We start from the raw sequence: 21463 nt of genomic DNA on the forward strand, positions 1-21463 counted from the left end.
TAATGAATATTCTTATTATAGAAGACGAAGTATTAGCGCAACGAGAATTAATAGAAATGCTCCATCAAACTGGTACAGAAATTAATATTGTTTCTTGTTTAAAATCAGTTTCAGATAGCATAGATTGGTTTACTACTAATGAAAATGGGTGTGATCTCATATTTATGGACATAGAACTTGCGGATGGACAATGTTTTCAAATTTTTTCAGACATAACACCTAAAGCTCCTATTATATTCCTAACTGCATATCATGAATATGCGATACAAGCTTTTAAACTAAACAGTATTGATTATTTGTTAAAACCTGTTGATCAAAAGAACCTGAAAGGGGCTCTTCAAAAACACGAAATGTTAATTCAGAAGAAGCAGACTATTTCGATGCAAGAACTACAAGTACTACTTCAATCTCCTCAAAAAGAATATAAAGATCGATTTACTATTAAAATCGGTGATGTTTTTCGGTATGTTCATACTAGTGAAATTGCTTATTTCTTTTCTGATGCTAAATACACTTATTTAGTAACTTATAAAAAAGACAAGTTTCTATTAGACCCTTCTCTTAATGAAATAGAAGTAAAACTTAATCCCAAAATGTTCTTTCGAGTATCTCGCAAGTATATTATCAATATCGATGCTGTAGAAAAAGCCTCTAAATTTTTCAACAGTCGCCTTAAACTTAAACTGAAATTACCTGTAGATGATGACATCCTCATAAGTAGAGTAAAAGTTATTCAGTTTTTAGATTGGATGGGAAATGATTAAAACAGCTTCACTTATCAACTACTAGCTATAAGTCATAGTCTATTATTTTTTTTTGACATGTCTTAAAAAGAAAATAAAAAACCCATCAACAAAATATGGTGATGAATCTTGGCTAGTAACGGGAACTAGACTCGAACCAGTGACCTTCAGGTTGTGAATATAAAACTATTTGCTTATATAACAGAATACGCAATTAAATCCAATAAAAACAATTGATATAATTTATTTTTATGTGTGCTGTATTAAAATTATTAATCAACAAAAAAGAAGTTTTTTATGTTAAAAAAAACTTTATATTTGATTTACCTATGGATTAATAAAATGTTACGTTTAGCACGTTTCGTAGGCAACTTGAATAGGAAGATGGAAAGTTGCTTAGTGTTTTGGAAACACAGCGAAAAAATTAAGGTTTCTTCTACTTTATTACAATTAAGTATACTCCAAAACCTCAGACTAAGAGGTGTTTTTCTAGACCTTAGAGTTTAGTCTTATTTCAATTTAAGTTATATCCAACCAAATCACAAGGTGATTAAAAGGTTGTATTCTATAATTTTTATTGAAATAAAATGAATACTAAATACAAAGATTTAATAGAACAAACATTTGATTTTCCTCAAGAGGAATTTCACACCCATAATGGAAACTTATTCTTTCATGGAATAGATTTAATGGAATTAATTAAACAATACGGAACACCATTAAAATTTACGTATTTACCAAAAATTTCCAAAAACATTAAAAGAGCCCAAAAGTGGTTTAATAACGCTATATCTAAATTAGATTACAATGGCAAATACCATTACTCATACTGCACTAAAAGCTCACACTTTAAATATATCCTTGAAGAAGCTTTAAAAAACGATATACATATAGAAACTTCTTCAGCATTTGATATTGATATTATCAAATCTTTAAAGAAAAAAGGAAAGTTAAATGATAATGCTTATGTATTATGTAACGGTTTTAAACGTGATACTTACATAGAGAACATTGTTAATTTAATAGATGGCGGGCATAAAAATTGTATTCCCATTATTGATAATTTTGAAGAGTTGAATTTATTGTTAGATAAGACTAATAATCAATTTAAGGTAGGAATTCGTATTGCTTCAGAAGAAGAACCTAAATTTGAATTTTATACAAGTCGTTTAGGTATTGGTTATAAAAACATTGTGTCTTTTTACGAAAGAGAAATAGCTAACAATCCGCAAGTAAAATTAAAAATGCTTCATTTTTTTATCAATACAGGTATAAAGGATAATGCATATTATTGGAACGAACTACTGAAGTGTTTAAAAGTTTATATCGATTTAAAGAAAGTTTGTCCAACATTAGATAGTTTAAATATTGGAGGCGGGTTTCCAATCAAAAACTCATTAGCTTTTAATTACGATTACGAGTATATGGTTGAAGAAATAATAACCCAGATAAAAACAACTTGTGATGAGGCTGGAGTTAATGTCCCAGATATTTTTACCGAATTCGGAAGCTTTACCGTAGGAGAAGCTGGAGGAGCTATTTATGAAGTACTATATCAAAAAAAACAAAACGATCGAGAAAAATGGAATATGATAAACTCATCTTTCATTACTACACTACCTGATTCTTGGGCGATTAATAAACGCTTTATTATGCTTCCAGTTAATAAATGGAATAGACAATACGAGCGTGTTTTATTGGGCGGGTTAACTTGTGATAGTGATGATTATTATAATTCAGAACAACATATAAATGCCATTTATTTACCCGTTTATGAAAAAGAGAAACCATTATACATTGGCTTTTTCAATTCAGGAGCTTATCAAGAAACCATTGGTGGATTTGGTGGATTACAGCATTGTTTAATTCCACATCCAAAACATGTTTTAATTCAAGAAGACGAGAACGGAAATATAAAAACACAATTATTTAAAGAACAACAAACAAGTAAAGAATTTCTTTCAATTTTAGGATATGAAAACTAATAGAACTTATGCAGGAATTGCAGAAGAATACTCAAAATTAGAAACTTCAAAAGTAGTATTAATTCCTGTGCCTTTTGACGGAACAAGTACATGGCAAAAAGGTGCTGATAAAGGAGCAGAAGCATTTTTAAAAGCATCAGAAAACATGGAACTTTATGATATAGAAACAAATAGTGAAGTCTACAAAGAAGGAATTTATTTAGCTGACGCTGTAACAGAAAATAGCTCGCCAGAAGCTATGGTAGAGGCTGTACATGAAGTAACTAAAAGGTTTATTAACAAGAATAAATTTGTAACACTATTTGGAGGAGAACATTCAATTTCAATAGGAAGTATTAAAGCTTTTAATGAATACTACAACAATCTAACAGTATTACACATAGATGCACACGCAGATTTAAGAAAAGAATATAATGGTTCTTCTTGCAATCATGCTTGTGCTGTATATGAAGCCAATCAGAATACTAATTTGGTACAAGTAGGTATTCGTAGTATGGATGTTTCAGAAACCCGAGTAATGAACAAGGATAAAGTGTTTTTTGCTCATGAAATGGCTACGAACGAATACTGGATGGATGATGTAATTGATCAATTAACAGGGAATGTTTTTATCACTTTTGATTTAGATGCTTTAGATCCTTCTATAATGCCAAGTACTGGAACTCCAGAACCAGGAGGATTGTTTTGGTATGAAACTTTAGAGTTTTTACAAAAAGTATTTAAAGCTAAAAATGTAGTTGGATTTGATATTGTAGAGCTATGTCCTAATCCATCAGAAAAATCATCTGATTTTTTAGCTGCTAAATTGTATTATAAAATGTTAAGCTATAAATTTTCTTTAAAAGATGATGATTATGAAGAAGATGAAAATAATGACTCACCATTTAATAAACTTTCAAAATTTAGAGATAATGATGAATACTAATAGACATCCAATATCAGACTTTATAGAAAAGTATTTTTTGCACTTTAATGCTGCGGCATTAGTAGATGCAGCAAAAGGATATGAAGAACAATTAGAACAAGGTTCTAAAATGCTAGTGTCATTAGCTGGAGCAATGAGTACAGCTGAAATAGGGAAAATATTTTCAGAGATAATTCGTCAAGACAAAGTACACATTATTTCATGTACAGGAGCTAATTTAGAGGAAGATATTATGAATTTAGTGGCACATTCACATTATAAACGTGTTCCTAATTATCGTGATTTAACACCGCAAGACGAATGGGATTTACTCTTGAAAGGTTTGAATAGAGTAACAGATACTTGTATTCCAGAAGATGAAGCTTTTAGACGTTTACAGAAACATATTTTTAAAATATGGAAAGAAGCAGAGGAAAATGATGAAAGCTATTTTCCACATGAATTTATGTACAAGTTATTATTATCTGGTGTTTTAGAAGAATACTATGAGATAGATATTAAAGATTCTTGGATGTATGCAGCAGCACAAAAAAACTTACCAATGGTAGTTCCTGGTTGGGAAGATTCAACAATGGGAAATATTTTTGCCTCTTATGTGCTTAAAGGTGATTTAAAAGCCTCAACCATGAAGTCTGGTATTGAATATATGACTTTTTTGGCTGATTGGTATACAGATAATTCAAATAATGGAATCGGTTTCTTTCAAATTGGTGGAGGAATTGCAGGAGATTTTCCTATCTGTGTAGTTCCAATGCTGTATCAAGATATGGAAAGAGAAGATACTCCGTTCTGGAGTTACTTCTGTCAAATATCAGATTCTACAACTAGCTATGGTTCATATTCAGGAGCCGTTCCAAATGAGAAAATCACTTGGGGAAAACTAGACATTGATACGCCAAAATATATTATAGAAAGTGATGCCACTATAGTTGCACCGTTAATTTTTGCTTATTTATTAAATATGTAAAATTATGAAAAGAATAATTGTAGACTACAACAAATTAACCACAGGTATATTAAACTTATTAGTTGAAAAATATCCTGATGGTTACGAATACAGCGATATTATTTTCTTTCAAAATGCAGAAGGAAAAACAATAAATGCTGTTGAAGTTAGAACTGATGATACTATTTATTTAGTAAAAATTAGTAGAAAGTTAGAAGAAACAATGGATGATTATATAGAAGATGAGAACTCTTTTGATGAAGAAAATTTTTTAGATGATAACTTTTAACCAATCTAGCTATGAAGTATAATTATTATTCAAGTGAAGAAAAAATAGACGAAACAGGTACTTTTATAACTTTTCAATTTGGGTATTATAGTTTTCTTTTAGAAAATGGAGAAGAAATTGTTTTTGAAGAAATAAAAAAAGATGTGATAGAAAAGTACAATTTAAAATCAGGTAAGTTTCAAGGAAAAAAATTTAATATTACTTATTCTGTATTAACTGAAGATCTTGATGACGAAGATTTTGTAGTTTTAAGATTAGATAACTTAGAAATTATATAATTATGAGTGCAAACTTTCATTTATCATTACCTTGTAAAGATGTGGCAACTACTAAGACTTTTTATACAGAAGTTTTTAATGTAGAATTAGGAAGGAATACTAACTCTTGGTTAGATATTAATTTATTTGGAAATCAAATTACTTTTACCAAGTCAGGTGAATTTAATTTTGAATTTAAAAATTATAGATTAGAAGAACATATTTTACCTTCATTCCATTTCGGAATTATATTAGATATCGATGAATTTGGTAAACTTTATGGGAAACTATTACAAATGGATATAGGAGTAACAATTGAAACAACCTTTATGAAAGGAAATGTTGGTGAACACTTGTCCTTTTTTGTAAAAGACCCAAATAGCTATATGATAGAGTTTAAAAGTTTTAAAGAGAAATCATCAATATTTAAATCTTAATTCTAAGCAGAAAGAGTAACGAATAATATAATACATTTTGTTTTACATGAAACATAAAAAAAGGCTTCACAGAAATGTGAAGCCTTGTCATTACTAGTAGCGGGAACTGGACTCGAACCAGTGACCTTCGGGTTATGAGTTTTACAAAAACTCCAAAACCATACTATTTTGCTCAATTTTATATAAAATCGTGTACGTTTTCGTGTACTTTGATTAATAATTAATTTCTACTCAAATATAAAGTATTTATCCCCAAAAATAAACCTTCAAGTGTACTTCTAACTAAATTTTATTTTTCGAAAAACAAATAGTCTTTCTAATTAATCGTTTAATATCCGTTCTTAAATTCAGATTCATTCTCTCAATTTTATTAGTACAATACTGAAATCGTCTATGAATTTCTGTTGGTATTAAACTTGGGTAAATATTTAGTCTATCTGTGTAAATTCTATTCGGCTGAAGTAATAGCACTTTATAAATTAATGGTCTAATCGTTTCTTTTGATTTTCTACCAACATAAAAATCAATAATGCTTTTGGTTTCTCTTTCTAAAACGTAGGTAATCCATATTACATTTTTCTTACTACCTATAAAACTCCACATCTCATCTACTTCAAATTTACACCCTAACTTATTAAAATATGTAACTTTAATTTGTTTACTGATTTTTAGCATTCTTGATAAAACAGTGTTTTTTGAAATATTCAATATTCTTGAAATCCCCCAAACACTACAACCTTCTTTTAATAAGCTTACTAATAAAAGGTTTGTTTGAACTTTATACTTATAACTTGATTGAAAGTAGCTTTTACAAAATTTACAATAAAAACGTTGTTTAGTATTTAGTAAACCTTTCTTAATAGTATTGTTTGTTTTACATTTTATGTAATTCATAGCTTTTTAAGCACCATTTAATACACGCAGCTACACAAAACCTAGATTTCATCGCTTCTAACAAAACTTTAATACTGTTATAATACAAACACACCACCCAATATGAGTGGTGTGTTTTATATAAACAACTATAAATCAATTATTATTTTTAGTAAGTGCCAGTTTGGGACATTACCCGCTAAAATAGATGCTGTAAAATCTGTTTTTTTGATAATTTTTTTTAAAATTTTTCATAAAAAACCCAGTCATTATAACTGGGCTTAAAAAGGGAAATTACTTTTAAAATTGAAATTTAAAAACAAATTCATGTGAACCACTACTATATTTTGAAATATCATTTGTAGCATGTTCATAGGCGTAACCTAGTTTAAACTCTTTAATAAATTGAAACATTAGCAATCCACTAAAAGATTCTTTTAAACGATGTGAGACACCAAACTCTACTTTATCTAGAAGACCAACTGTAGTTGTTAAATCAACAGAAAGAGGAACACCAGATACATATCTAGTCATAAAAGAAGGAGTAACTTTTAAGTTGTATTCACCTTCTAAATCAAATGTATATCCTGCTCCTAAATAAATGTGCGGCTTATCCGATGCACTAGTTACTGTATTTCCTTCTTTTTCGTAACGCTTACTTTTTAACAACACAGGTACAGATAAACTAGCATAGTAATTTTTACCTTTTAAATAAGCTCCTGCTCCAAAATTAGGATTAATGCGGTTTACATTTTGATTAAAAAGATCATCATTAATATTTAAAGAAGCTAAATCAACATTAAAAAAAGAGGCTCCTGCTTTTAATCCTAAAAATAAATTAGTGCTTTCTGATACTTGTAATTTATATGAAAAATCGATATAAACATCGGTTTCTTTTGCAACAAATACCTGGTCATTAACGATTGACAACCCTAGCCCCATATTTTTCCCAACGGGTGATGATAATGATAAAGTTTGCGTAGATGGTGAATCTGCTATTCCTGTAAACTGACTTTTTATCATTGTTGTAAGCTCCAAACCTTCTGATGAACCTGCGTATGCAGGGTTTATCAGATTCATATTTAGGTTATACATTGTAAATGATGGGTCTTGCTGTCCTTGTACTTTTACACATAGCATTACTATTAATGCAGTAACTATGTATTTTATATTATATAATTTCATTTCTTTATTTTTTACTGATTATTAGTAGTTTATATATATCCAACCTTTAATTGGAGCAACATCTGGTTCATTTAAATTAATAATATATAAATAAGACCCTACAGGTAATTTATCATTAGTATCGCTACCTCTTTGATTAGCTGTACCATTCCAATCATTTTTATAATTGTTTGACATATAAACTTTCTCTCCCCAACGGTTAAAAATCTCTACAGTATTTTTAGGATAATTATCAATATTCTCTATCACCCAAGTATCATTTACACTGTCTCCGTTTGGTGAAAATCCTTTATTGAATATTATTTCTTTACTATCACAAGCATCTGAAATACCATCATTATCTTCATCTGGGCCTGTTATCGTCACAATTGCTGTTGCAGTAGCAGTATTACCACTATTATCTGTAACTGTTAAGATTACTGTTGTATCGCCTAATGTTGGGCAATTAAAAACAGAAGTATCTAAAGACATTGAAGCGATTCCGCTATAACTATCACTACTTCCATTATCTATTTGTTGTGGTGTAATGGTTACATTTCCATTAGCATCTAACGCTACAGTAATGTTTCGTGTAAGTACTATTGGTGCAACACTTTCTGTAATTGTTACTGTTGCTGTTGCTACAGATGTATTACCTTGTCCGTCTACCATTGTTAAGCTTACCGTATTAGCACCTAAATCTGAACTTGTAAAATTTGTTATATCTAAAGTTCTTGTTGCTATTGAACAGTTGTCGGTACTTCCATTATCAATATCTGAGACTGTGATACTAGCAGTTCCATTAGTTCCTAAATCAATCGTGATATCTTGCGTTGTTATTATTGGTGCCATTGTGTCTTCTACAGTTACAATCGCTGTAGCTGTTTCTGTAACTCCTCCATCTGTTGCTGTTAAAGTAACTGTGTTGGTTCCAATATTAGAACAATCGAATGTTGTTTTGTCTAAACTTAATGTAGGATTACTGTTACATCCACTTCCTGAACCATTATCTACTTGTGATGGAATAATTGTTGCTTGTCCGTTTGTATCTAATTGTACTGTGATATTTTGTGTTACTGCTGCTAATTGTGCATTTGGGTTTTGAGTTACTGTAACAGTTGCCGTAGCTGTATTTTGATTTCCTGAGGCATCTTCAACAGTTAATATTACATTATTAGCTCCTAAATCATTACATGTAAAATTAGTTTTATCTAAACTCGTTGAGCTTATCGCACAATTATCAGACGAACCATTATTAATATCAGTAGTAGTAATGTTTGCTTGTCCGTTAGTTCCTAATTGTACTATAATGTTTTGTACTGCTGCTATTGGTACAATGTTATCTTCAACAGTTACTGTTACTGTAGCATCTGAACTGTTTCCTGAAGCATCTGTAACTGTTAATTTAACTGCATTTGCTCCGATATTAGAACAATCAAAACTAGTTTTATCTAAAACGCTTGTTGCAATAGCACAGTTATCTGAACTTCCATTATCAATATTTGCTACGGTAAGTGTTCCTTGACCGTTTGCATCTAATTGTAATGTGAAATTTTGTGCAACTATTGTTGGAGCAATTTTATCTTCTATAGTTACAGTTGCAGTAGCAGAATCACTATTACCAGCATCTGTAGCTGTTAATGTTACTGTATTTGCTCCTAAATCGGCACAAGTAAAAGTAGTTTTATCTAAACTTAAAGTAGGATTACTGTTACATCCACTTCCTGAACCGTTATCTACATCTTGTAGAGTAATAACTACACTTCCACTAGCATCTAATTGTACTGTGATGTTTTGTGTTACTGCTGCTAATTGTGTATTCGGGTTTTGATTTACTGTTACTACTGCGGTAGCTGTATTTGTATTACCTGATGCATCTTCAACAGTTAACATTACATTATTTGCTCCTAAATCGTTACATGTAAAGTTATTTTTATCTATTCTGACAGAAGTTACAGAACAATTATCAGATGTACTGTTATAAACATCAGAAGCAATAATATTTGCTACACCGTTAGTTCCTAGCTGAACTATGATGTTTTTTGGAACTATTGTAGGGTTAATCTGATCTTCTACAGTTACCGTTACTGTTACATCTGAACTATTATTTGATGCATCTGTTACGGTTAACTTAACGGTGTTCGCTCCTAAATCTGCACAAGTAAAACTAGTTTTATCTAAAACGCTTGTAGCAATAGCACAATTGTCAGAAGAACCATTATCAATATTCACAAGAGTTAATGTTCCTTGTCCGTTTGCATCTAATTGTAAAGTGAAGTTTTGAGCTACTACTGTAGGAGCTACATTATCAATTGCATTAATTGTAGCTACTGTAGAGGCTGTGTTATTCACATTATTTGAATCTTGAGATACATTTGCAGGTACTTGTAATGTAACAGTTGTATTACAAATACTTGTTGGCGTTACTAAAACTGTATATTCTGTACCGCTTACTGCTGTAAAATTATTTATAGTAGCTCCTGTTACTTGAATATCACTCATGTCAAAACCTGTCACTGCGCTACTAAAGTTAATTGTTGCTGTATAAACTCCTGAAATACTTGTTGGTGAATTTACAAAGGTTGGTATTGGCGCTGGAGGAATTAAACTAAATATTGCCGTAACTGCTTTATCTGCATCCATGGTAATTGTTACTGGATTTGTTGTCCCTATAGCATCTCCATTCCAACCATCAAACTGATATCCTGCATCTGGTGTTGCGGTTAACACAACGCTTGTCCCATTATCATAAGTTCCGCCTGTTGGATTTGGATTCGTTGCTACCGTTCCATTGGTTACATTGATTGTTAACGTACGCTGAATTTTACTAAATGTTGCTGTAACTGTTTTATCAGCGTCCATTACAATTGTTACTGGGTTTACTGTTCCAGTAGCATCTCCACTCCATCCATCAAATTGATATCCTGGATTTGGTGTTGCAGTTAATACAACGCTTGTTCCGTCTACATAGGCTCCGTTTGTTGGATTTGGATTTGTAGTTACTGTTCCGTTAGTTGCATTAATTGTTAATGTTCTATAAACTGGTACAGAAGAACCAAACTCATAAGCTCCTAAATCAACCGTAGTATTAAAAACACGTTGGTTACCTAACAAATCTATATTTCCTGTAACTTTTGAATTGTCTCCATTATCTATTACAGGTGAACCAGTTTGTAAGGTAAAATCTGTTGAACTTGTAAATGATGGATTTGTGGTTATAGTATTTACAGCACTTGTAATACTTCCTTCAACAAAATTTAATGGGTCTAAAGAGTTGTATACATTTAAAGTTGGTAGTGGATTTTCAAAAGTATCTGAAATTGCACGTGTACGTCCACCAGTACTTATATGATCTCCTACACCTGTGTTATTCCAGAAAATACAATTAGCTACTTGTGCTAAAGCTGTAGTTCTTGCAACATTAACATTATTACCTTGAGAAATTGCCAATGTTGCTCTAAAACGATCATCACTTAAATTATCTGTACCCGTATCAATATTATTAACGTATGTATTATTATATATATTAATTGTAGAATCAGAATCATTACCAGTAACCTTTATTATAGCACTACTACCTGAAATAGCTTTTAATGTGCTATTTAAATCGCCTGCAATGTTATTGTTAAAAACACTATTAGATATAGAAATATCTATAAATGTATTAGCACCAATTAAATTATATATTCCAGAACCTCCTCGCGACATATTATTAATAAATTGACATCTATCAATTGTTAAACTACCTCTCGTAGGTGCTGTGTTTGTTAAATTATATCGTAAATTCAGCCCTGCAGCATGGTTTCTACTAACATTATTTTTTATTATACAATTTCTTACTGTTAAATTAGCGACTAAACCATTTTTCATGATAGCACCGCCAAGTGTTGTCGCATCAATATTTGTATGTGCATCACTTATAGTTAAACCATCTAAAAGTAAATTTTCTCCTGTTTGTGTAATATTTATAACACGATAACTATTATCTGTATTTCTAGTAGTGTTTCCATAATTTGAAGCGAAATTTGTAGTATTTACATCGTTGCCTTGTAAATCGCCTGATAATATAGTTTCATTAGTCCCTAAAATTCTTTGTGATAATTGTGTTTCTGTACCTAAAAAACCACCATAAATACGAATATCAGACTTTGTGATAGTAAAATAAGTATTTCTATCTGAAGTGTGTGGTTTGTATGTTCCTGCAGCTATCCATATTTCACCTCCATTATTCACTGCCGCTAAAGCATCTTGTATATTGGTAAAAGCATCTGCCCAAGTAGCACCATTGTTATTCCCTACCGCGGCATGATTTACAAAATATTTTGTTAATTGTGGTACTTGTATAAAATTAATAGGACTTGAATAACCAGACTGTGCGGAGGTTGCACCAGTACAGTTAGTTCTTACATATACATCGTATTGATTTCCATTTGTCAAACCTGTTAATGTTATAGAGGTTGATGCTATACCTGATATTGTAGTTCCTGAACTAACTACCCCTCCTGCAGCTACATAAGTTACATCATAAGACGCACCTGCTGTAACCGCATCCCAAGTTACTGTAGTACTTGTCGTTGTGTCAAAAGCAGTTGTTATATTTGTAGGAGCTAAACAATTTGGTGTTAAACTAGTATCTGTATATTTATAAATACCTGCTGATGACCCACCAGCTGCGGCTATATAAATATCTTGACCATCTATATCTATACCTCTTGGAGACGTTATCGATTGTCCAACATATGATACTGCTCCAGTACCTGATTTATGAATTTTACGAATAGAACCATTAGTTAAACTACTCGTAAAGTATAAATAGTCATCAACAAAGTGAATACCCCAAGGAGCAGGCAATCCATTTTTAACAAGCTGTACGGTTGGCGAAGTTGCCGCTACATCTACTTTGTAAATGGCACCGTTATTGGTTCCTGTTCCTAAATATGTAAAATATAGGATTGACCCTTCATTAGTTATATCTAAAGTATACTGATGAGCTGCTGGTACTGAAGCTACAAATGTACTTGAATTTAACGAGGTATATTTTCTTAGTTCGTGTTGCGAATTATTACTTGGATTAGCTGATATGAAATACAATTCATTATTGTATTGATAAGCTGTAGTTACAACTCCTGGTGTATTTAAAACAGGAATAGAAGTCGTTGGAACAGAACCTCCTACATTAACGTTTCTTATTCCAGTTGCGTTTCCTCCTGGAACATATATAATTGAATTTATATTTGAAAGACAACGACCATTTGTACTCCCTTGAAAATTAGAAGCAACGGTTTGAATGTTATTAGTACCAATTTGATTTTTATTGGCTCTTAATAAAGTGCTACCATTCATTGTATAAACATAATCATCATAAAGAACAAGACCTTCTGCTGCATTAAGATTTGCTCTACTTGCTATTCGTATTTGAGCATTAATTATACTACATATAAATAATAATAAATAAAATATTTTTTGTTTCATAATATGTATTAATAAAAATTTACCTCAAGAATACTATGCTATAGTAATTTTAAAACAAAGCGTTTTATGAATAGCAATTCTAGTTTGTGAATGATTAAAACAACTTAAATCCATTGTTTTAAATCCATAAAAAAAGCTCCGTCATTATAACTGAGCTTTCAATAAAAAAATGTTCCTGTTTTTATATAAAGGGCTAAATATATTTTTGAGATAATTATTTAAGCATATATCATTTGTTTATAGTGAAGTAATTATCTCAAAAAAACATTTAATTTACTAAAAAAAACAGATAACGTCTTTAAACACTCTCTATATCACTTAATATTTGTGTTAAATATATTCTTTAACAATTAGATTGTACCCTTTTTATCTATTCATAGTTATTTTTGATTCTATCAATAACAGAAGTTTATTTAATCTTTCTTTTTTATTCTTTGCTTTAATTATAATATCTGGAACTGTTTTTGTTTCGTCATTTGCACTTCCATCTGGATTCAACCCCATTTCTCCAGAAAACCTTATTACAATACCACTTTTAGGAAGTGTTAATAATAGTGGGTCAGTTCCAACGCCGTCTCCATTTGTTTTTTCACCTACAACTGTTGCGAATTTTGTTGATTTACAGAAATAGGCTAAAGTTTCTGCGCTAGAAAAAACCACATCATCAACTAAAAGGTAAATATTTCCGGAATATTTCCTAGAATTAGAAATTGGATTAATTATCGTGTTCTCTTTTCTAAATAAATAACTTCCATTTTTTAATTCTTTGGGCATATTAGGTAAGCCTACTTCATCGTAAGTAATAGTGTTTTCAAAATAATCTGGCTTAAATTTTTTTAACCTATCAGATCTTTTAAATCCATAAGTCGCTGAAAAAGTAATGGTATCATTGATTAAGTAAGGAATAATATTTCCCATCCAATACTCTGTATCGCCACCATCATTACCTTGAATATCTATTACTAAATTTTTATAATTATGTGCTTTTTCTAAAAAATGTTTTAATTTTTTAGAATCATTTTCTAAATAATCATAACTAAAGGATTTAATATGAATTAATGCAACAGATAAAGAGTTTTTAAAATCAATTTCAATATTTTTAATTGTTTCTAGATTGGGTTTATTATTGTCAATTACTTTTAATTCAGATAAAATAGTGCTATTTATTTCTGTCCAATATTTAGTGCGAATAGTATTAGTTTTCTCTAATTCTTGTACATAAGGCAAATATGAAGAGTCTTGATCTGATGCTCCTTTATACGCATTATAAAAGTAGTTGTAAATCACAGTTGGATATGTATCTGTATGGTCATTATTAAGGGAATTTAAAATAGACGTTAGAGCTAAAAAAAAATCTTTATCATTTTTCGTTTCTTTTATCTTTTGTTGATATTCCTCTTTTTTTGATAACCAATCGACTTGGTTTACCCTTTTATTAATGTCAAAATACGGATACGATTTTTCTAATTCTTTAACTAAATAATTAAAATCAAGTGTTTTCTCTTTTGTTGTTAATACTTTTACTGCTACTTGTGAAAATGTGAGAGTTGTATAAAACATTAAAGGAATAATGACTAAAAAAAACTTATTATTTATATATTTCTTTTGTGTTTTTAATTTCATATATAATATTTTTATAATGTTAATTGGAAAATACAATGTAATATTCACTTCAGAAGAAACCGTTTTATGAATAGCGGATTTAGTTTGTAACAGAAAAAAACTTAAATATATTACTGTTGTTTTATGAAAAAAACTCAGTCGTTACAACTGAGTTTTTAGTCTAGTAAACTACATTTTTTTAAAATTCAAACTATTCAGAAATTTTGATAATAAACTTTTTAATTTTTTGTTGTGTCATCATATTAACTTTAGCCTTACTTTTACTATAAAAATTACTGAATGAAAAATCTGTCCAGTCTGCATTTTCCTTATTTGAAGGCATTACCATTACAAAGCTTTCGTTATCATAAGTAATCATAAAAAGACCAATGTCACTATAAAAGAAAGGGGATCCTAACTCTTTACTTTCTTTTTCTTTATACTTATATATTGCAGCTATACATTTTTTGCAAGCGGCAATAGCTAATACTTTATCTTTCCCAAACGTTCCGTATTGAAAAATTTTAGTTTTGGTTGGTTTGTTACCAATACCACGTTCTGCTTCTAATAAATGGTAGGTTACGTTAATAGTTTTTGTTGGTATTTCGTTTTGTGAAAAAAGAAAATAAGGTGTAAGTACGATGAAAAAATATTTTAAAAGTGTTTTCATAATTAAAATAATTTTTAGTTGATACTAATGGTCTTACCACACCCTGAATTTTTACGATATACTCGCTTATTTGAAGATTTATATGCTCCGTTAGAACTAATTGTTTGTATATAAGCATCTCTATCACAACTCCATGAAGCTGTGCCTCCTGCACTAATTTTTGTTCCGGGATTACGACTACCACTTCTGCCTACATAAATTGTACGACTGCTATTGTTACGAAGAGTTACTGTATTTTTTGCTTTGGCCCCTTGATAATTAGCTTCGTTTAGCCTTTTTCTTCTTTGTAAATCTTTATACTCTGGAGTTGCCTTAATAGAATCATTATATCGTTTAATATCTTGCTCTCCTTTATTCTTTGCGGCTAAAATATTTTTATCTCCTTGCTTTTCTTTTGCTGTTCTAGTATTTTGCTTAGCTTTCATAGCAACTAAATAATTAGTAATTAACTTCTTTAAATTTTTACTTTGCAAGGCTTTGTGTTCTGGTCCATAATCTGGGTTCTTTTTAGATTTGTTTTTCGCTTCTTTTAATCTTTGAAAAAAAGATTTCTTTTTCTTTTTACCCGTAGTCTTTCCTCCTTTTATTTTAACATAGATATCGTCAATAAATTTAAAAGAAGTCCCGTCTTTAGAAATTTCATCAAGCACAAACACATAGTCTCCTATAACTACAATACCATCTTTTTTATATTTATGTCGTATAACGCTTTCATAAGGATATCCACTACATTCATAATATCCATCTATTACATTATATCCTCCTCCTTTTTTTCCTTTTTTTGCACCTTCGGCTACAACAGCTGCTATACTATAGCCTTCACCAGTTGAAAGATGTTTAATTTTAAAATTAACTACAAATCGTTTTTCACTAATTTTATAAGTACCATCACCTTCTTTATCCCAAGCTTTTGTATATTCTTGATATTGATCTTTCTCTGAAATGTTATCAAATAAATTGTTTTGCGAAAACGCTACTGTTGTTACTAATAAAGTAAGTGCTAAAATTATTTTTTTCATCTGTTTAAAATTTTGTATTCCACAAATAATCAGCGCTCTAATTATTTAAGTGGGTGTTATTATTTATTTTTTAAGCTAATTAATTACAGTTAGTATTATAATTTGCACCAGCAGATATTAACCAACCTGTAAAACCATTTGTTGCTCCTGCATCTACTTGCACGCATCTTAAGTTATTTGAACTTAATTGCATACGCCACATATTGGCATTGTTTCCGTTAGCAATATTAACAGCGTTTGTAAAATTATTATTGCCTCCTTTTAAATCGGTTAAGTTTGAAAGCATACTAACATCTAATGTTTCTAAATTGTTATTTTCTAATAGTAATTGTTCTAATAATATGTTGTTAGAAACATCTATAGTTGTTAATTGATTATGAAATAATCCTAGATTTTTTAAATTTGTGTTATGACTAACATCAATGGTTATTATACCGTTATTGTTAGCATTAAAACGTTCTAGTGCAGTTAGTTTTTGCATTGCTGTTGTAGGAAAATTTGTTACATTTTTATTCCCTACACTTAGTGCTGAAACCCTACTGTTTTCAACCGAAACTCCATCCCAGGTAGATACATCTGTTGTTGTAATATTCCAGGTTAACGTATTATTTGTATTTGTATTATAAATTTCAATTAACGCATTACGGTCGCTTTCTAAGGTGAAATTATTTTGATTAGGTGGCGTGTCATCATCACTAGAACAAGAAAATAAAAATGCACTAATAGCTAATAGGATAATTGTAGATTTGAGTATGTTTTTCATTGGTTTTAATTTTAAAACAATAATACTTCATTTACTAGTTTTTATAATAAACGACTTTGTGAATGGCAAATTAGGTTTGTAAAAAGAAAATATAGAAGAATTAAAATAACTTTTTAAAAGGCATAGACACAATAACTCTAGTTCCTTGAGAATTATTATCTTTCTGTAAATCTTCAATAACATAACCTACTTTAGTAGCGTATAGTTTTTGAAAAATTTCTAAACGCTTTTTTATAGAACTTAAAGCAAAAGATTTGTGATGATTACCTTGTCTAATTTTTATTGCTTTACTTTTTTCTCTTCCTATACCATTATCGGTAATAACGCATTGTAATGATTCATTAGTAAAATTAAATAGCACTGAGAGTTCTTTTTTTCCTGCCTTATGCATTAATCCATGTACCAAAGCATTTTCAATAAAAGGTTGAATAAGTAATGATGGTACTTCTAAAGCTTCGTTAGAAGTAAAAGAGATTTGGTAATTGAAATCATCTCCAAAGCGGAGTTTTTCTAATTGTAAGTAAATGTTTAAAAATTCGATTTCTTTCTCTATTGGAATAAAATCTTGACTTGAATAATTAAGAGTGTTTCTTATTAATTCAGCAAACAATACAATGTAATCATAAGAGGTATCTGTGTCTTGTTTCAAGACTAAATCTTGTATAGAATTTAAAGCATTGAATATAAAATGAGGGTTCATTTGTGAACGTAATGCTGTTAAATTCTGAGAAATTAACTCTTTTTCTAAGTTAATTTTTTCTAATTGTGTAAGGCGTTCTTTTTCTTTTCTATTTAATTTTTTTTTGTAATAAAGGACTATACTTCCTAGAAGTAAAAAAAATATGACCGCTCTAAACCACCATGTTGCCCAAAAAGCTTTTTTAATAGTGAACTTTAACTCTTTTATGCTACTCTGTGTATGTTTTTCTAGATATGGCTGTACCTGAAACGTGTATTCTCCTGATGGTAAACTGTTATATTTTATGGTATTTACTCCAATTCCTGTGGTAGTCCAATTATTATTTATTCCTTTTAATCGGTATTTGTATTTTCCATTTTTATCAAATAAAAACCCTGTTACATTAAACCCTATTTTTATAGTGTTTTGAGTATGGTTTAAAACGTATTCTGGTTTTACGAGCGTATCTTTTTCATTAACTTGAAACCTATTAAAGTAAACCTCTGGATGGTATTTTTTAAAAGTTTTCTTCTTGTTTATAGAAAATAAACCTTCACTAGAAGAGAAAAACACTTTATCGTTAATAAACTCTATACCAGAGATGTCGTAAGAAGGAACACCTTCTTTTTTGGTTAGTTTTTTAAATTGTAAGCTAGTTACATCAACCTTTTGAATGCTATTATCTGTAGCGATCCATAACGTATTTTCATCAGCTTTAATTTTTTCAATATTGTTTGAGGTTAGCCCACTTTTAGTAGTGTAATGATTAACTACAGAATTGTTTTTTATTCCGAAAATACCATCTTTAAAAGTACCAACCCAAATAACACCATTAGTTGTTTTTGTTATTGATTTAGCATAAATAAATCTGTTATTATATTGAATACTTTTGGCTTTCCAAGTACTATCATACACCTTTAAACCATCTACATATGAAATATATACCTCTTTCTTTTTTTCATTATAATAAGATGTATACGTTCTTTTACCTTTTGATATAAACTTTGCTTTATTTTGAAAAAAAAACCTTTTAAGCATAATATTTGATTTTTTAAGCAGGGTAGCAGTGTTAGAGCTTGCAGCCAATATATTATCATTTACTATTGAGAAACTTTTAACAGATTGATATGTATCTGTTTTAACATATTGGTTCTTTTTATAATCAAGTACATAAGAAGTAATATCTTTGCTTACCAAAATAGTGTTGCTTGAAAGACATTTAATAGCTGATACTCTATCTTCTGTAGGTAGTTTTATAATTTTTGATTGGTAATTGTTTGTGTTATAAAAACCTATATTTCCATTCCTAAGTCCAAAAACTAAAGTGCTATCATTTAGCTTATCTAAGCTACTAATATTTTTATTTATATTTAATAGGTTACTGTATTCAATATGTATATTTGGAATAAGATATATCCCACTATTTAGTGTTGTTAACCAGTAATTATTATCCTTATCTTTTAGTATTTTAGTTACATTTTTATCTTTTAAAAAATGTTTTTTTAATTGAAAACGGTCTTTAACATATTCATATACCCAAACACCTTTATTAGTGCCAAACCATACTTCTTTATCGTTTTCAAAAATAGTATGCGTTCCATATTTATTAATATCGTCAAAACCATTGATAATTTTTATACTTTTTTTTAATGTATCAATTTTAAAAAAAACATTATCAAAACCATTTTCTTGCATTAAAAATAAATCTGTACCGCACTTAAAACTAATTGACTTGATTGGAGGAATTGATTTTCCTTTTTTACTTCTAACCGCTAGTTTTCTTGCTAAAAAACTTTTAATTTTATTATGTACAGTTACCTTAGATATTGAGTCAATAGTTTGATAGTAAATAGCATCGTTATAACTAAAAGTACCTCCTATATAAGTTCTAGCTTTTATAATAGGTTTTATTTCTTTTGTTAATAAATTAATTTGATAAATATTTGATCTTGTAAATACCCATAAATAGTTTTTTTTAACAAAAAACTTTGCGAGAACTCCTTTTAGCTGTTTGTTTAAATCAATAAATAAGGTCAATTTATCTCCTTTAACATAAAAGAATTGCCCAGAAATATTATTGCACCAAATACGTTTTGTTGGGTCTTCTTGAACGCCAAATACTGAGAGTCCTCGTTGTTCTATGTTATTATATTTTTTATACTCTTTACCATTGTATCTAAAAAAACCTTTGTCTGCACACAGCCAAATAAAACCCTTGTCATCTTCAAAAATATCATAAAATTCTTTATCAGGTACCCCTTCTTTTTCTGCGAGGTGCATTGTTATAGGTTCTTGAGCGAAAAGTATAAATGAAATAAAAAGAAGTATACTTAACGTAAGTTTTTTTTTAGATTTATATAAAATTTCTGGAATATTATTTAATTGCTTCTTCAAAATTATTTATTCTATTTCTTGAAATTTTTGTTTTAAGAGTAGTATTAGCTAAAGTTACAACTAAATCTGTTTTATTTAAGGATTTTACAAAATTTAAGTTGATAATCCATCCTCTATGAGAACGAAAAAAAGAAGGTTCTGTTGAAAGAATTCCTTCAAAATATTTAAGGTTTTTACTAGTAGTAATTTTTTCGTTTTCTTTTAAGTGTATAACGCTATATGCTCCACTAGCTTCTATAGAAACAATATTTTTTAAATCAACAATATGTCTATTGCCTAATTCGGGAATCACTATTTTTTTATAATTTTTATCTTTTATAGTTTTTAATAATGACTGATAGTCTATTAATTGATTTTTTTGTTTTAATTTTTCTTCTAATTTTTCAAGAGCTATATTTAACTTGTTCCTATCAATTGGTTTTACTAAATAATCAATCGCATTTAATTCAAAAGCTTTTATAGCGTATTGATCATACGCAGTTACAAAAATAATTTCGAAGTTTATTTCATTGAAAAAATGTGTAATTTCGTAACCTGCATAATTAGGCATCTGCACATCTAAAAAGACAACATTTGGTTGTCTTTTTTTAATTTCTACTACACCTTGTTCTAAATTACTACACGTTTCTATTATTTCTATATTAAAAGACGTTCTTTCTAATAAATTAGTTAAAACATTTCTTGCACTTTGCTCATCGTCTATTAATATTGCTTTTATTTGAGTCATAATTACAAAAGTAAAAATAGCTAATTACTTATAAGGAAAAGACTTTATGAAAGAAAAATTGGGTTTGTGAATTTAAAAAGAGTTTAAATTTTTCTTTGAATTGTGTGCTTTTAAAAATTGCCTTGTTGACGTTGTAAATCTCTCAGAAGAATCTATTTTAACAAATAAACAACGAACATATAAAGTAAAATTGAGAGATATTTTCACCGACTTAAGAGTTAAATATAAGAAGTTAGACAGGAATGAATCAAAAACAACCACTATAGAAACTCATTTACAAGATACCAAAAGTGGGTTATTAACTTTAATAAATCATAAATATAATTTCTTTAATCGATTTTTAAGGGAAGATGTGATTAAAAACTCAACTTTTCATAGTAAAATTCAACTGTTAATTTTACCTGAACTATAAAAAGAAAAACGGAATGCACACAAAATATTTTTATATAAATATTGCAAATTTGCTTTATTCTGTATCTATGGCAGATAAGCAAATGTCATTAGAAGAGAAAAAAGAT

At 29.3% G+C, this 21463-nt stretch carries 16 protein-coding genes; 7 read left to right on the plus strand and 9 right to left on the minus strand.

The features are described 5' to 3' along the window. Window positions 1-2 precede the first annotated feature (2 nt). From DS884_RS16300 to DS884_RS16330, 7 genes are all read left to right on the plus strand, one after another. Window positions 3-764: a LytR/AlgR family response regulator transcription factor gene (locus DS884_RS16300; RefSeq protein WP_113787509.1), complete on the plus strand. Its 762-nt coding sequence runs from the start codon at window positions 3-5 to the stop codon at window positions 762-764. Between the two features lie 566 nt (window positions 765-1330). After that, complete coding sequence (locus DS884_RS16305) at window positions 1331-2728, plus strand: arginine decarboxylase (RefSeq protein ID WP_113787510.1); 1398 nt, start codon at window positions 1331-1333, stop codon at window positions 2726-2728. Then, the gene (gene speB, locus DS884_RS16310; RefSeq protein WP_113787511.1) at window positions 2718-3653 is read left to right on the plus strand and encodes an agmatinase; all 936 of its coding nucleotides are present in this window, start codon (window positions 2718-2720) and stop codon (window positions 3651-3653) included. Before DS884_RS16305 ends, speB begins: the two co-directional genes overlap by 11 nt. Further along, window positions 3643-4620: a deoxyhypusine synthase family protein gene (locus tag DS884_RS16315; protein ID WP_093871994.1), complete on the plus strand. Its 978-nt coding sequence runs from the start codon at window positions 3643-3645 to the stop codon at window positions 4618-4620. The genes speB and DS884_RS16315 overlap by 11 nt, the downstream gene beginning before the upstream one ends. A gap of 4 nt (window positions 4621-4624) precedes the next feature. Further along, window positions 4625-4888 carry a hypothetical protein gene (locus tag DS884_RS16320; protein ID WP_113787512.1) on the plus strand — a complete coding sequence of 88 codons (264 nt, stop codon included), beginning with the start codon at window positions 4625-4627 and terminating at the stop codon, window positions 4886-4888. Between the two features lie 11 nt (window positions 4889-4899). Beyond that, window positions 4900-5166 (plus strand): hypothetical protein, encoded by a 267-nt coding sequence (locus DS884_RS16325; protein WP_093870192.1) that lies wholly within the window; start codon window positions 4900-4902, stop codon window positions 5164-5166. A 2-nt stretch (window positions 5167-5168) separates the two neighbouring features. Next, window positions 5169-5582 carry a VOC family protein gene (locus DS884_RS16330; protein ID WP_113787513.1) on the plus strand — a complete coding sequence of 138 codons (414 nt, stop codon included), beginning with the start codon at window positions 5169-5171 and terminating at the stop codon, window positions 5580-5582. A gap of 282 nt (window positions 5583-5864) precedes the next feature. Here the strand turns inward: DS884_RS16330 and DS884_RS16335 are convergent, their stop codons facing one another. The 9 genes from DS884_RS16335 to DS884_RS16375 all read right to left on the minus strand — a co-directional run bounded on the left by DS884_RS16335 (window position 5865) and on the right by DS884_RS16375 (window position 20945). After that, window positions 5865-6476: an IS1 family transposase gene (locus tag DS884_RS16335; RefSeq protein ID WP_113787514.1), complete on the minus strand. Its 612-nt coding sequence runs from the start codon at window positions 6474-6476 to the stop codon at window positions 5865-5867. A 279-nt stretch (window positions 6477-6755) separates the two neighbouring features. Continuing rightward, a complete protein-coding gene (locus DS884_RS16340; protein ID WP_113787515.1) occupies window positions 6756-7640 on the minus strand; it encodes a type IX secretion system membrane protein PorP/SprF in 885 nt (294 codons plus the stop codon). A gap of 21 nt (window positions 7641-7661) precedes the next feature. Then, window positions 7662-13091, minus strand: a complete 5430-nt coding sequence (locus tag DS884_RS16345) for an InlB B-repeat-containing protein (RefSeq protein ID WP_113787516.1) — start codon at window positions 13089-13091, stop codon at window positions 7662-7664. A gap of 366 nt (window positions 13092-13457) precedes the next feature. Continuing rightward, complete coding sequence (locus DS884_RS16350; protein WP_113787517.1) at window positions 13458-14714, minus strand: S41 family peptidase; 1257 nt, start codon at window positions 14712-14714, stop codon at window positions 13458-13460. A gap of 190 nt (window positions 14715-14904) precedes the next feature. Beyond that, window positions 14905-15363, minus strand: a complete 459-nt coding sequence (locus DS884_RS16355) for a hypothetical protein (protein ID WP_113787518.1) — start codon at window positions 15361-15363, stop codon at window positions 14905-14907. Window positions 15364-15377: 14 nt separating this feature from the next. After that, entirely contained in the window at window positions 15378-16382 is a 1005-nt protein-coding gene (locus tag DS884_RS16360; RefSeq protein WP_113787519.1) for a hypothetical protein, read from the minus strand. Window positions 16383-16461: 79 nt separating this feature from the next. After that, window positions 16462-17145 carry a hypothetical protein gene (locus DS884_RS16365; RefSeq protein WP_113787520.1) on the minus strand — a complete coding sequence of 228 codons (684 nt, stop codon included), beginning with the start codon at window positions 17143-17145 and terminating at the stop codon, window positions 16462-16464. A 100-nt stretch (window positions 17146-17245) separates the two neighbouring features. Further along, on the minus strand, window positions 17246-20218 hold the full coding sequence (locus tag DS884_RS16370; protein ID WP_113787521.1) for a histidine kinase: 2973 nt from the start codon (window positions 20216-20218) through the stop codon (window positions 17246-17248). Next, the gene (locus DS884_RS16375; protein WP_113787522.1) at window positions 20199-20945 is read right to left on the minus strand and encodes a LytR/AlgR family response regulator transcription factor; all 747 of its coding nucleotides are present in this window, start codon (window positions 20943-20945) and stop codon (window positions 20199-20201) included. The genes DS884_RS16370 and DS884_RS16375 overlap by 20 nt, the downstream gene beginning before the upstream one ends. Between the last annotated feature and the right edge of the window lie 518 nt (window positions 20946-21463).

It is taken from the genome of Tenacibaculum sp. E3R01 (assembly GCF_003318185.1).
In the GTDB taxonomy this organism is placed as follows: domain Bacteria; phylum Bacteroidota; class Bacteroidia; order Flavobacteriales; family Flavobacteriaceae; genus Polaribacter; species Polaribacter halocynthiae.

Bases quoted from the DNA above. Each gene is read 5' to 3' on its own strand.
- DS884_RS16300 (WP_113787509.1), top strand. From the start codon at position 3: ATGAATATTCTTATTATAGAAGACGAAGTATTAGCGCAACGAGAATTA.
- DS884_RS16305 (WP_113787510.1), top strand. From the start codon at position 1,331: ATGAATACTAAATACAAAGATTTAATAGAACAAACATTTGATTTTCCT.
- speB (WP_113787511.1), top strand. From the start codon at position 2,718: ATGAAAACTAATAGAACTTATGCAGGAATTGCAGAAGAATACTCAAAA.
- DS884_RS16315 (WP_093871994.1), top strand. From the start codon at position 3,643: ATGAATACTAATAGACATCCAATATCAGACTTTATAGAAAAGTATTTT.
- DS884_RS16320 (WP_113787512.1), top strand. From the start codon at position 4,625: ATGAAAAGAATAATTGTAGACTACAACAAATTAACCACAGGTATATTA.
- DS884_RS16325 (WP_093870192.1), top strand. From the start codon at position 4,900: ATGAAGTATAATTATTATTCAAGTGAAGAAAAAATAGACGAAACAGGT.
- DS884_RS16330 (WP_113787513.1), top strand. From the start codon at position 5,169: ATGAGTGCAAACTTTCATTTATCATTACCTTGTAAAGATGTGGCAACT.
- DS884_RS16335 (WP_113787514.1), bottom strand. From the start codon at position 6,476: ATGAATTACATAAAATGTAAAACAAACAATACTATTAAGAAAGGTTTA.
- DS884_RS16340 (WP_113787515.1), bottom strand. From the start codon at position 7,640: ATGAAATTATATAATATAAAATACATAGTTACTGCATTAATAGTAATG.
- DS884_RS16345 (WP_113787516.1), bottom strand. From the start codon at position 13,091: ATGAAACAAAAAATATTTTATTTATTATTATTTATATGTAGTATAATT.
- DS884_RS16350 (WP_113787517.1), bottom strand. From the start codon at position 14,714: ATGAAATTAAAAACACAAAAGAAATATATAAATAATAAGTTTTTTTTA.
- DS884_RS16355 (WP_113787518.1), bottom strand. From the start codon at position 15,363: ATGAAAACACTTTTAAAATATTTTTTCATCGTACTTACACCTTATTTT.
- DS884_RS16360 (WP_113787519.1), bottom strand. From the start codon at position 16,382: ATGAAAAAAATAATTTTAGCACTTACTTTATTAGTAACAACAGTAGCG.
- DS884_RS16365 (WP_113787520.1), bottom strand. From the start codon at position 17,145: ATGAAAAACATACTCAAATCTACAATTATCCTATTAGCTATTAGTGCA.
- DS884_RS16375 (WP_113787522.1), bottom strand. From the start codon at position 20,945: ATGACTCAAATAAAAGCAATATTAATAGACGATGAGCAAAGTGCAAGA.